Genomic DNA, 13533 nt, shown 5'->3' on the forward strand with positions numbered 1-13533 from the left:
ATTTTCGTTAAAATATTTACTACGATTATTATTTTAACCCTACCTCGTGACAATATTTCTTTTCATTCTATCATTTTGCTCAGCAGCAAATTCTGCTACATTAGCTCTCTTTATTTTCGAATAATTTTTTAGTGCTCATTGGTGTAATAAACACGCTAATAAGTAAAGATTATCGCCAAGCGTTTAGGGTGTAATATGGCCGATCGAAAGCCAGCCAAATTTAGTAAAAATAACCAGTTTCCTCGTGACAAACAAATTGATGAACTAAAAGTTCCACCACATTCTTTAGAGGCTGAACAATCAGTTTTAGGTGGCTTATTGTTAGACAACGAAACCTGGGATAGAGTAAGTGAGCGTGTTGTTGCACAAGACTTTTACAGTCGTTCGCACCGTATTACTTTTGAAACTGTTGGCGCGTTAATTGAAGTCGGTGAACCTGTTGATTTAATCACCCTTTCTGAAGCCTTAGAAAACGATCAAAAATTAGAAGACGCTGGTGGTTTTGTTTATCTCGCTGAAATGATGAAGAATACGCCTAGTGCGGCCAATATTACTGCTTATGCTGATATTGTACGTGAGCGTGCTGTAACGCGTGAAATGATCAGTGTAGCTAATGAAATTGCCGAAGCAGGTTATGATCCACAAGGACGAACCAGTGCAGATTTACTCGATTTTGCTGAAACCAAGGTATTTGCTATCGCAGAGCAACGGGCGAATAAATCGGAAGGCCCTGAAAATATTGATTCGGTCCTTGAAAAAACGGTTGATAGAATTGAGAAGCTTTGCTCTGCGCCTTCAGGTGGTGTTACCGGTGTTTCCAGTGGTTATTCTGATTTAGATAAAATGACTGCAGGCTTTCAAAAGTCAGATTTAATTATCGTGGCGGCTCGTCCATCCATGGGTAAAACCACCTTCGCGATGAACATCGCGGAACATGCGGCGATGACCGAAGATAAACCTGCCTTAATATTCAGTTTAGAGATGCCTTCAGAACAGCTAATGATGAGAATGTTAGCCTCGTTGGGCCGTATTGACCAAACCAAAATTCGTACCGGCCAATTAGAAGATGAAGATTGGGCGCGATTATCATCAACCATGGGCCTGTTGATGGAAAAAGGTAAAATGTATATTGATGATGCTGCGGGTTTAACGCCAACAGATGTGCGTTCTCGCGCTCGTCGTATTGCCCGTGATCATGGTGGTATTAGTATGATCATGATTGATTACTTACAATTGATGCGCGCACCACAGTTTTCCGATAATCGTACCTTGGAAATTGCTGAAATATCACGGTCGTTAAAAGCACTGGCGAAAGAGTTAGAAGTGCCAGTTGTCGCCTTGTCTCAGCTTAACCGTGGTTTGGAGCAACGTTCAGATAAACGCCCAATTAACTCAGATTTACGTGAATCAGGCTCAATAGAGCAGGATGCCGATTTAATCATGTTTATTTATCGTGATGAGGTTTACCACGATGACTCTGAATATAAGGGCATGGCTGAAATTATTATTGGTAAACAGCGTAACGGGCCAATTGGGCGTGTGCCTTTGACTTTCCAAGGCCAATTCTCGCGTTTTGATAACTATGCTGGTCCACATGTACTTGAAGAAGACTAAGTCTTAATGTTACGTACAGCAACTGCGATTATTGATCTAGAAGCGTTAAGCAGCAACTACCGTTTGGTTCAAACGATGTCTCCAAATAGTAAAATTTTAGCGGTGCTAAAAGCTAATGGTTATGGCCATGGCTTAGCACGTATTGCGAACGCATTGCCTGCTGCCGATGCTTTTGGTGTTGCACGTATTGATGAAGCGCTAGCACTTAGGGCAGCAGGTATTGTCAAACCGATCGTCCTACTTGAAGGTTTTTTTGCTGAAACTGACATTGATATTCTTGCTGTTAATAACTTACAAACCATCGTACATAATACTCAGCAGCTTGACGCGATCATTAATGCCAACCTAGAAAAACCGTTAAAAGTTTGGTTGAAAATTGATACCGGCATGCATCGCTTAGGTATAAACCCTGAGCAGTTAGCACATTTTTATCGAGCATTAAGTGCATCAAAAAATGTGCAACAACCGATAGTTTTGATGAGTCACTTGGGCTGCGCAGATGAAAAAGGCAACTTGGCAACATCTAAGCAAATAGCCTTATTTAATAAACTTACTGACGACTTATCAATAGAAAAAAGCTTGGCTAACTCTGCTGGCGTACTCGCTTGGCCAGAAAGTCATTATCAATGGGTTCGCCCTGGGCTTTTACTTTATGGCGTATCACCACTACCGACAGGTGTTGCAGTCGATGGTATATTGCCAGTCATGACTTTGCAATCTAGCTTAATTGCTATACGTGAAATTAACGCCGGTGAAGCTGTTGGTTATGGTGGGGCTTGGGTCAGTGATAAGAAAACCACTATTGGCGTCGTCGCAATAGGTTATGGTGATGGTTATCCCCGCCATGCCTCGAATGGTACACCAATATTAATCAATGGACGTCGTGTGCCTCTTATTGGCCGAGTTTCAATGGATATGATTACGGTAGACTTAGGCAACGACAAAACTGATGACGTTGGTGATATTGCTACTTTATGGGGCAAAGAATTACCGGTTGAAGAAATTGCTGAATTCGCCACCACAATTCCCTATGAGCTACTGTGTAATATTACCCGTCGAGTCCATATTCAATTGGCGTAAATAGCCGCCCAGGTGCTAGGTTAGCGTTATTCGCCACTAACGGTTAACACCAAGGTGCGTGTTCCACCATAATTACGATGTTCACCTAAATAAATACCTTGCCACATTCCTAAGTTCATTTTACCTGATGTTAAAGGGACACTAACACTGCTACCTAATGTACTAGCTTTAATATGTGCTGGCATATCGTCAGAGCCCTCATGTGTGTGGCGATAGTACGAGGCATTTTCTGGTACAAATTGATTAAAGTGCTGTTCCATATCATTGCGTACGGTCGGATCAGCATTTTCGTTAATAGTCAGGGAAGCGGAAGAGTGTTTGATAAATACGTTTAATAAACCACGACGTACAGGAGATAGCTCCGCTACCGCTCGTTCAATATCAGTGGTGATCAAGTGAAAACCGCGTGCACGAGGTTTTAAAGATAACTCAATTTGTTGCCACATAAGACTCTCTCAATTGGAAAACATATATCATAGCACCTAGATTGTTTTGAGCGTTGATATTGTTGTGCATCGACGTGCATGTTCATACATGGAAGTGAGTTATTAGCGTAATGCAGGAGGAATTACCGAGATACACTAATGCCTTGTAAGACAGGATGTCTGAGAAAGGCCTGAACATCGTCACTCTTTCGCATCCATGCGATCGTGACATTGCCTGCATGGATGCAGGTACTTAGTTTCTGTCTGGAACCAAAAAACTGACCGTTCATCCTGAACATAAAAAAGCCTCGAATAAACGAGGCTTAATGAATTGATAAAATAGTTTACTTGTCGAAACTAAACTCAATATAGGCTTTACCATGTTCGGCTGAAGCAAGTGGGATAATAACAATTGGTCCATCAGCTTTATGAGTAATCGTATGATTTGTACCGGAAACCACCATAGGTGTCGCCATATCAAATTCAATACCTTTTTCACTCAACATACGCTTGGCACCACCAGTGACCATATTGGTAATCTCACCCACTAAATCAGTAATTTCTTCGTTAATTTCGTCAGGCCCTTCACCAACCATGCTTTTCATTGTTGCTAAAGCAAGTTTTCCTTCGAACGTAATAGATAGCGAACCTTTGGTTTGTTCACTTACCATACCTATTAAACCAGAAACATCGCCATGTGCGACTTCATTTTTTTTCAAACGCGGCTTCTCAGGTGTAAGTTCCATTCTAGCCATGGTCGACATAACATTAAGCATTGAAGATAAAAACGGATTAATAAACTCTACATTCATGAAGATTTCCAAAACTTTTGGTGTTAACTGGTTGGTTACTTTTTTAACTGTATCAGAAAATTAAGTCTACCAGTATTAATTGTTATTTTCTATTTCATTAATAGTAACTGATCTTTTGAAAGTTAGGCTACCTTTAATCGCTTTATCGTGAAAATTAACGGTATTTATTTGTTTTGGATAGTGATCAGTTAACAATTTGTTGGTTATTTTTAATCCAAGCAAAGAATGATGGAACTTAGCTTCTTGGTAAATAAAGATGTTGCCTTTGATTACTTCGAGGCCTATCCAATTTAATACCAGCGTTTTTCCTTGATAATCCAGCTGAAAATTATTTTCAATATATTGACGAATAATGGTTTCGTAATCTGGGTGAGCAACCGAAAAGTGAATTTGATTAATTTCAGCAATGGCGTTATCAATGTCATGAGCTGTTATTTGATGAATAATTTCTATCGATTGGTTATTTTTATTTAATGATAATTCGGTAATACTGAAAAAATAACGGTGAGCAGCCGCATTTGCGGCTAGCCCACACAATAGCAAAACAAAAAAGCGTTTAGCTAGGCTGATGAACATTACTGCTCTTCAGCCTTGTCTTTTGACTCTTCTTTCGCATCTTTGTCGCCAGCGCTTTTCAACTTAACGTTGTAATCGCGCATCATGTCTTTTTTCTTACGCTTGTAAAGGTCAAAACGTGACTTAATCGGACGTGCTGGCCAGTAGTTGTTATTTACATTTACATCAGCTGTTTCCCAGTTAGGGTCAATAGCAATAGCCGTTATTTCCTTGTCGCGAATAAGTAACTTAGACACTTTTTTGCTGTTACGACGCCAAATTTCAGCTGGTAAGGTTACCCGTTCAACCGTGTTGTCAGCAAAAGTAAGGTCTAAAATAATTGGCATAACTAAGCCACCCATGTTTTCAAAATCAACTATGTAGAAGTTTCTTTCGTCAACAAGTAAATCTTTTTGCCATTGCTCTAGCTTTTTATTGCTTGAATTATACTTGTTACGTGTTTTGTTAGTGGCTGTAAACTTGTCATGTTCGTTGTAAAAGTCGAGCAGTTCAGGTTTGTCTTGTGTACGAACCCATTGACCGTTATTTCGAATTTTACTGACAAATTCTGGCTTTTCATTATCAAGTGCACGTTCCCAAGCTTCTTCCGTATCAGGGTTTTGGCTATTTGGGCGATATAAGTGAATATCACCTAAAGCAATATCAACATGGTCGGTAGTGTAGAACCAACCACGCCAGAACCAGTCTAAATCAACACCAGAAGCGTCTTCCATAGTACGGAAAAAATCAGCAGGAGTAGGGCGCTTAAACTTCCAACGTTGTGCGTATTCTCGAAAAGCAAAATCAAATAATTCACGACCCATAATGGTTTCACGCAAAATGTTTAATGCCGTTGCTGGCTTGCCGTAAGCGTTGTTACCAAATTGCAAAATTGACTCAGAGTTAGTCATAATTGGCACTTGGTTATTACTCTTCATGTAATTAGTAATATTGGCAGCATCACCACGGCGCGATGGGTAACCTTCTTCCCATGCTTGCTCAGCTACAAATTGTAGAAAGGTATTTAAACCTTCATCCATCCATGTCCATTGACGTTCATCAGAGTTAACAATCATCGGGAAGTAGTTGTGACCCACTTCATGAATAATAACGCCAATTAAGCCGTACTTAGTCGCGCGAGAATAAGTTTTCTCACCCGTTTTCTTATCTAACGTTGGGCGTGGACCATTGAACGTTATCATTGGGTATTCCATGCCGCCAACCGGACCATTTACCGAAATTGAAACAGGGTATGGGTAGTCGAAAGTATATTTATTGTATTGCTCCATCGTGTGAATAATTGACTCAGTAGAGTATTTTTCCCACAAAGGATTACCTTCATTAGGGTAGAACGACATTGCCATCGTCTCGGTTTTGCCACCTTTATAACCTTGGGCATCCCAAATAAATTTACGACTTGAAGCAAAAGCGAAATCACGAACGTTTTTCGCTTCGAATTCCCAAGTTTTGGTTTTTGTTGAGCGAGACTTTTCGTTTTCTAATGCTTCTGCAGGGGTAATAACTAATACAGGTTTATCAGCATTTTTAGCTTTAGCTAAACGGTTGCGCTGAGTTTTCGTTAATACTTCTTTAGGGTTTTGTAAAACACCAGTTGCCGCAACTACATGGTCAGCTGGAACTGTAATGCTTACATCGTAATCGCCAAATTCTAAAGTGAATTCACCGCTGCCGATAAATTGCTTATTCTGCCAACCCATTACGTCGTAATAAGCTGCTGCACGAGGGAACCAACTAGCAATTTCATAAAGGTAGTTTTTATCTTCTTTAAAATATTCGTAACCTGAACGACCGCCTAAAACTTTTTGCTCGTGTAATTGGTAGTTCCAATTAATGTTCAGTTCAACACTATCACCAGATTTAAGTGACTTTGGTAAATCAATACGCATCATGGTGCCATTAATTACATAATTTAAGGCTTTACCGTTTGAGCCAGTAACCTTAGTGATGTCGTAGCCACCGTTAAATTTCTCTGATTCAATCGCGTTGCGCAAACCGCTATAAGTCATTTTTTTCTTAGGGGCGGTACGGGTAGTTTTAGACGCTGCATTTCTGGCTAATTTATTCTGGTCTAACTGCATCCATAAGTAACGTAAAGTATCGGGAGAGTTGTTGGTATAATCAATCGTTTCGCTACCAGACAAGGTCTGTTTTTCGTCATTTAGCGTAATGTCGATTTTATAATCCACATCTTGTTGCCAATATTGATGACCCGGAGCACCAGACGCTGTACGGTAAGTATTTGGCGTTGGTAAATTTTCTTCTAGCTGACGAAACTTGTCGTCGCTAATGTTACTCTTTGCCAAGGTGTGTCCGCTGGCGGCAACGCACAAGCAAAGTAATACTGACTTAATTGAATATTTCATATTTTCCCTGAAGAATGAAACTTTTATATTTTAATATACTAATTATCTTTTATAACATTTTTTCGTCAGTAGGTGAGTAATGTACAGTGAAATATGCGATAGAGCGTAGAAAAAACAGGTCAGGTTGTTTTTAACAAACAGTGACTTGAAATACACTTTTGTTTAGAAGTAGAGAGTGCTATTGCTTGGTCAATAAATATGCCAGAAAATGTTTTATCATCAATAGCGGAATCCTTAGGAGGAATAACTACTTGGCATGCTTTTTTTGGCTAAACATCATTTACCTAATATTACCGGTTCACTTGTACTCAGTGTTAAAATGCCAACCTGTAGTTGGTTTCTCATGAAACTCTCATTATCTAGCGACTACTTTAATCATTAAGTTTGTTAGTCCTTGTACTTAGTCCCTTATGATGTTTAAGTTGAGTTTTTGTAAAATTTGTTCAATGAAGTGTTTGTTGTAGTCTTTTTCTATACATGTCGTGAAGTTAAATTCTTCAGCAATGCGCAAATGACGAGGAGTAAAAACGCCACTAAGTAAAAAAATGGGAATATTAATAGCTTTAGCTTGGATGAATTCAACCATTTCTGTGCCTTCACCATCGGGTAGGTTCCAGTCAATTAAGGCCGCAATATGCTTATCAAATTTAAATGATTTTTTTCCTTCCTCGATGGTTTCTGCAACATCGAGAATAATATCTTGTGCTGGACAATATCGCTCAATACACATCTGCAATAACTCTACGTCACCTTCATTGTCTTCAACATACAGCAGATAGTAGGCTTCACTCATTTGATAGTCCCTTAGTTAGATGCTTTGGAATAGTAAAATAAAATGCGCTACCACCGTTGTTGTTTGATTCTAACCATATGCGCCCTTTATGCTGTTGAAGTATTTTATTCACAATGGCTAAACCCATACCAAGGCCCGGAAATTTTTTGTCCGAAACGCCGCGTTTTAGTACTTTAAAAATTTTCTTTTGTACTTTTTCGTCGACGCCTATGCCGTTGTCTGTGATACAAAACTGCCAATCATTAGTTTGTTCAATTGCTGTAATATTAATATTGCAGTGTTGCTTTTGAGGTTGATAAGTTAAGGCATTATGAATAAGACACTCAAATAGTAGAGTTATTTTTTTTGGGTCGCCGATAATTTCTGGTAGGTTATTGCAAGTGATTGAAGCGCTTACCTCGTCGAACATCGCTAGCAACTTTACTTTTGTATCAGAGACGATTTTATTGAGATCTAATAAAACAAAAGGCTGCGTCATAGTATTTAGGTGTGAATAACTTCTTATCGCTTCTAAAATTGATTTAGCTTGATTAGACCCTCCTTGAATTAGAGCAAGATGACGTTTGGTTTTCTCATCAAAACTATCGGCATGCCTACTGACGATAATTTCGCTAAAGCCTTCTATCTGTCGTAAGGGTGCACTAAGATCGTGCGAAACAATATAGACAAACTCGTCGTATTCTATTTTAAGCGCAGCAAGTTCTTGACGAGCTATCTTTAACTCATTTTCTAATTTATCATTCATGTATTCACCTTGTCTTACTTGAAGGCTTTCGAGGGTAAGCAAACAATATCGACCCAAAAATTTTCAACGCTTTTTACTACATCCATAAACTTTACTGCATTAACTGGCTTTACGATGTAACAATTAGCGTGCAGGTCGTAACTACTGACAACGTCTTTGTCTGCTTTTGAACTGGTTAATATAATAACCGGAATTCGTCTAAGTGAAGGCTCAGCTTTAATGGTTTCTAATACTTCTCTACCATCAGTACTGGGTAAGTTTAAATCTAATAAAATAATATCGGGCCTTACGGCATTCTCATATTCATTACGTTTAAATAAATAATCTAAGGCAATATCTCCATCTTCAGCAATATGAAGATTATTACGAAACTTTGCCTCCTCAAAAGCCTCACGGGTCAGTTCTATATCACCTTCATTATCTTCAACAAGTAAAATTTCTGCTAAGCGAGTGTCATGCGTCATGATATATCCTCAATAATTGTTGGTTTTAATAATTTAACGTAAAAAGTTGAACCTATTCCCTTTTCTGATTCAACCCAAATACTACCACCGTGGCGTTCAGTGACTTTTTTACAAATAGATAATCCAACACCTGTACCAGCATATTGGCTTCTTCGATGTAAACGTTGAAACACTTCGAATATTTTCTTCAAATGCCGTTCTTCCATACCAATACCGTTGTCTTTGATACTAAAAGTCCAGTGTTGGTCGCTATCTTCCACGCTAACGTGCACATGAGGTTCTACGTTAGGTTTTTGATATTTTAAACCGTTGTTAATTAAGTTTTGAAATAGTTGGAATAGCTGAGTTTTATTGCCTTGCAAGGTAGGTAGGGAGTCAAAGGTTATTCTACCTTTTGTGTTTTCGGCTGTATCTAGCATATTACTTTTAATAATAGTAATAATCTCTACAATGTTAACGCTTTCAAGTAGTTGAGTGTCAGTGCTGATGCTTGAGTATGTTAAAATATCAGTGATCAGTGTTTGTGCTCGTGCTGCACCATCAATAACAAAGTGAAAGTATTTTTTCCCTTTGACATCATGCTCTAGGCTTTCAGCAATGTGGTCTTGGAGTTTTTCTGAAAAGCTACGTACCATTCTTAAAGGCTCTTGCAAATCATGCGAACAGACAAAAGCAAAACGTTCTAACTCTTCATTAGAATCGGTTAATTTGTCAATAAGCTTTTCTCGTTCTTTTTCTTGTTCTACCCGAGCACTAACATCACGAATAATACCACTAAACTTGCGGGTGCTACCAAAATACATCTCACTAACAGAAAGCTCTATAGGGAAAATAGTGCCATCTTTACGTTTACCTTCAACATAGCGACCAATGCCGATAATTTTCTTAACGCCGGTATCACGATAACTTTTTAAATAGCCGTCATGTTCACCGTGATATGGCTCAGGCATCAATATTTTGATATTAACGCCAATAACTTCCTCTGGGCTGTAACCAAAAATTTTCTGAGCTGCTTGATTGAATTTTTCAATAGTACCCACCTCATTAATAGTCAATAGGCCATCGACGGCGTTTTCTACAACAGCTCTGTGCTGCTCCTCACTTTCAATAAGTTTTTCAGTGAAGCTATCACGCTCTTTTTCTAAGGCAACGCGTTCACTAACATCACGGATAATACCACTGAATTTTTTAATACTACCAAAGTTCATTTCACTAACAGAAAGCTCTATAGGGAAAATAGTGCCATCTTTACGTTTACCTTCAACATAGCGACCAATGCCGATAATTTTCTTAACGCCGGTATCACGATAACTTTTTAAATAGCCGTCATGTTCACCGTGATATGGCTCAGGCATCAATATTTTGATATTAACGCCAATAACTTCCTCTGGGCTGTAACCAAAAATTTTCTGAGCTGCTTGATTGAATTTTTCAATAGTACCTACCTCATCAATAGTCAGTAGCCCATCGACGGCATTTTCTACAACTGCTCTATGTTGCTCTTCACTTGCTTGTAATTCATATGTTCTCTTACTTACTTGATTCTCGACAACCTCACGACGACGTATAAGAGAGTAAATGCCTAAAGTGATAACACCAGATAGCACTAAACCACTAATCAATACTAACCATTGAGATAAAATGCTTGGGCTTTCTTTTGTATCGTTATATGTGGTAATACGCCAGTTTCTGTTAGCAACGGTAATCACTTCAACTCGAGATAAGCTTTGGCTCTCTTGTTTAAGACCGTAGATTGTTTCAACGTGATCAGGCTCTGAAATATCTTCGATATGCATTAATACTTGATTGCTCTCCTCAATTGATAACTCTTCAATTAGCTCGCTAATTCTTAGTACCAATACAGCAAAGCCAAGCAACTTCTGCTGCTGTTTTAAATTGTTGGTAACTGAATTTTCTTCATAAACAGGGGTGAAAATTAGAATACCAGCTTGAGTGACTGAATTTTGAACCAAGTTTATACGCGCGGTTGCAACCTTATCACCGTAGGCTATCGCGTTATTAAGCGCTGCTAAACGTTTAAGATCTGAAGCAAGATCAAAACCAATCGCGTGTTCATTGCCCTTTAACGGAACAACGTAATAAACTGGAAAATAGCTGTCACGTTCCGTAGCGGTGATAAGTTCGCCATTACTACTTTTTTCTTTAATAGTGAAATGACTTAAACCGTCTGCTATTGCCTCTTTTTTGTAGGCATCACGTTGCTCATGGGGCACAAAAGGCACCCATTCTACTGCTTGAATACTTTTGTAGCGTAATAAGGCTGGGGTTACGAAGGTTGAAAAATCTTGTCGACTTACATTGTCTGAAGCACCATAAAGTGCTTTGACAAAATCTATAACTTGCAGGTTGGCGTTTATGTTTTTACGCAGTGCTTTTATTTTTTGCTTACTATCAAAAATAAGCTCTTTTTCAATAACTGCATTTTTAATATTCGATGAAATCATAAAAGCGGCAATGCTAGCGCTAATCCCAATAATGCCGACAACAACAGGAAAAGTATAAGTTCTCCAAGTGAAGGTTTGGTGCCTTTTAATTTTATTTCTTCTTAATAAACTACGATAACCTATAACAGCAAGCAGAAGAAAAGATAGTGAAAAGCTAACTAACAACACTAACAGTATGCTGTTTTGTAGAGAGCGCTTACTTTTATTAATAATTATGTCGTCTGTTATATAGGTAAAGGTGATGTTAGGGACTTGCAGCAGTAACGAATTTTCTCGAATTAATTCAATGCTATCAGTACCCGTACTAACCGTAATAGGACCTTGAACTAATTTGAATGCGACACTTTTATTAAATGATTGGCTGACAAATATATCCTGTAAGGAGCTAGTTATTTCGCTGCTTAAGATGCCTTCTACGTGACCGTTATAGATTATAGGAACTGATATTTTAAAGGTAAGTAATGGGCCTTCTTGGCTTAATAACTGAAAATGATAGGGGATGATGCTATTGATTACTTGCGTTAACCACAAAGGTTCACCAGTATAATTAGCTTGTAATTGATTATCTGTCTTAATAAGAATGTTACCTGCAATATCTTGTAGTACTAAGCGACTTTTCTTACCTCCTATAGAAGCATTATCGAGTAATTGATGGGTGGCTCGATCACTCGCGTCAGACAGCATTACTGCACTTGTCAGACTTGGATATGCGGCTAAGTTTTCAACGATAGTTTGTTGGCTTTCAATAAAACGAGCGAATAAGGCTGCCTCTAGTGCTAATTCTGCCTGTATGTCTTTATTATGCTGTGATTCCAATAACTGATTAATTTTTGGCATGATGACAAAAGCGCTCAATAGCATAATCAATAAAAATAGGCTGATCGAGAAAATACCATAAACTCGTAAAACAGAAAACTCTAATGGTGATCTATGTTTCTTTGCTGCAGTTGTCATCAGTTACCCTGTGAAATTAAGACTTCGCCATGTTGGCCAAACTGCCCCATGCAGTAATTTTCTGCATTTAGGGCTTCATGGCCGTTAAAGTTTTGTTTTTCGTCAAAAGCTGAAAAAGGCTTATTGTAAGTTTTGACGAGCCCTCGAATAGGAGTGCCCAATTCTTCTAAAGCTAAGCGTATGGCATTTCGGTCAACCGCTATATTACCTGTTATGCCCGCTTGCTTTATCGCATCAATAAGTAACTTGCTCAGGTCGTATGCATGGATAAAACCAACTGCTGACTTTAGATCTGTTGCTTTTTTTATCGCACCTTGCGAATGTTCCTGTAGTTGTAAAAATACATGATTAGCAAGCGGGCTTTGCTTCGGATTAGTAAAGGAAAAACAAGATTGAATAAAATGTAGTTCCAGTTCGCTTAGCCCCTCAGAGCTGACTTTTTCGTGAAAATCACCTCCAGTGATCCCCCAATGACTGATAATAGGCAAGCGATCACTTTTAGATAGCTTGAGTACCTCATTTACTATGACTGCTCCTTCGACGGCATTACTTACCAAGACAATACAATCACTACCTTGCTGCCTTATTTCGTTAAGAATTTCACGCGCTCCTTTTGCTTTTAGGTTCCAGCTAAAACGTACCACTTTGGGCGCTTCAATTGAGTACTTTTTTAATGCTTTTGTCATACTCGTTAAGTTTGAAATCCCCCAAGGAGTTTCTTCAAGCAATAGATGGGGGCTACGGCACTTTTGTGTTTTAATGGCAAAATCGATAATGACAGGACCCGCTTGAGTATCATCAACAGATAATCTAAATACCCAATTTTCTTTTGATGGGTAGCGCGTTATTGGGCCTCCTGCTGCCCAAGGTACGAGGGTTAGTGCTTTGTTCTCGTTAATAAAATTTCGATTTTTGATTAACGGTGGTGAGTGAATGCCTGAATAAATAACCAAGGCATTGGGGTCTGCAAGAAACTGTTGATAATTTCTTTTACTTCTAATGACATTGCCACGGTGATCTAAATATTTAAAGGCAATACTATAGCCTTCAATTTGATTGTTAATTTCCTTAAAAGCGACTTCAATACCTTTTTGAATGGCTTCAGATGATTCGTTGTGGTTAGAAAGGTCGGCATCTTGATATATGTAGAGAGTTTTATCTTCTGCCAACAATGAAAAAGCAGATAAATAAAGCAGCGCGACAAACGTTTTTATGCATTTACTCATAGGAACCTTGTTAAAA

Annotated in this window: 11 protein-coding genes; 2 read left to right on the plus strand and 9 right to left on the minus strand. The window is 38.6% G+C overall.

Annotated elements, in window-relative coordinates; translation table 11 throughout:
- Nucleotides 1–195: 195 nt before the first annotated feature.
- Together dnaB and alr are read left to right on the plus strand one after the other, a co-directional pair.
- On the plus strand, nt 196–1614 hold the full coding sequence (gene dnaB, locus B7C41_RS19480) for a replicative DNA helicase (protein ID WP_085300646.1): 1419 nt from the start codon (nt 196–198) through the stop codon (nt 1612–1614).
- A 6-nt stretch (nt 1615–1620) separates the two neighbouring features.
- Nucleotides 1621–2694 (plus strand): alanine racemase, encoded by a 1074-nt coding sequence (gene alr / locus B7C41_RS19485; protein WP_085300647.1) that lies wholly within the window; start codon nt 1621–1623, stop codon nt 2692–2694.
- A 26-nt stretch (nt 2695–2720) separates the two neighbouring features.
- Here alr and B7C41_RS19490 read toward each other — a convergent pair whose 3' ends face one another.
- The 9 genes from B7C41_RS19490 to B7C41_RS19530 all read right to left on the minus strand — a co-directional run bounded on the left by B7C41_RS19490 (nt 2721) and on the right by B7C41_RS19530 (nt 13517).
- The gene (locus tag B7C41_RS19490; protein ID WP_085300648.1) at nt 2721–3140 is read right to left on the minus strand and encodes a secondary thiamine-phosphate synthase enzyme YjbQ; all 420 of its coding nucleotides are present in this window, start codon (nt 3138–3140) and stop codon (nt 2721–2723) included.
- 323 nt (nt 3141–3463) lie between these two features.
- Nucleotides 3464–3931: a chemotaxis protein CheX gene (locus B7C41_RS19495; protein WP_085300649.1), complete on the minus strand. Its 468-nt coding sequence runs from the start codon at nt 3929–3931 to the stop codon at nt 3464–3466.
- A 75-nt stretch (nt 3932–4006) separates the two neighbouring features.
- Nucleotides 4007–4507 carry a DUF6702 family protein gene (locus tag B7C41_RS19500; RefSeq protein ID WP_085300650.1) on the minus strand — a complete coding sequence of 167 codons (501 nt, stop codon included), beginning with the start codon at nt 4505–4507 and terminating at the stop codon, nt 4007–4009.
- A complete protein-coding gene (locus tag B7C41_RS19505; RefSeq protein WP_085300651.1) occupies nt 4507–6870 on the minus strand; it encodes a M1 family metallopeptidase in 2364 nt (787 codons plus the stop codon). The genes B7C41_RS19500 and B7C41_RS19505 overlap by 1 nt, the downstream gene beginning before the upstream one ends.
- Nucleotides 6871–7270: 400 nt before the next feature.
- The gene (locus tag B7C41_RS19510) at nt 7271–7663 is read right to left on the minus strand and encodes a response regulator (RefSeq protein ID WP_085300652.1); all 393 of its coding nucleotides are present in this window, start codon (nt 7661–7663) and stop codon (nt 7271–7273) included.
- Nucleotides 7656–8408, minus strand: coding sequence for a sensor histidine kinase (locus B7C41_RS19515; RefSeq protein ID WP_085300653.1), 753 nt, complete (start codon nt 8406–8408; stop codon nt 7656–7658). Before B7C41_RS19515 ends, B7C41_RS19510 begins: the two co-directional genes overlap by 8 nt.
- 14 nt (nt 8409–8422) lie before the next feature.
- Nucleotides 8423–8872: a response regulator gene (locus B7C41_RS19520; RefSeq protein ID WP_085300654.1), complete on the minus strand. Its 450-nt coding sequence runs from the start codon at nt 8870–8872 to the stop codon at nt 8423–8425.
- Entirely contained in the window at nt 8869–12291 is a 3423-nt protein-coding gene (locus B7C41_RS19525; protein WP_085300655.1) for a PAS domain S-box protein, read from the minus strand. Before B7C41_RS19525 ends, B7C41_RS19520 begins: the two co-directional genes overlap by 4 nt.
- Complete coding sequence (locus B7C41_RS19530) at nt 12291–13517, minus strand: ABC transporter substrate-binding protein (protein ID WP_085300656.1); 1227 nt, start codon at nt 13515–13517, stop codon at nt 12291–12293. Before B7C41_RS19530 ends, B7C41_RS19525 begins: the two co-directional genes overlap by 1 nt.
- Nucleotides 13518–13533 lie beyond the last annotated feature (16 nt).

Origin of the sequence: Cognaticolwellia mytili, assembly GCF_002104475.1 — a bacterium.
Lineage (GTDB): Bacteria > Pseudomonadota > Gammaproteobacteria > Enterobacterales > Alteromonadaceae > Cognaticolwellia > Cognaticolwellia mytili.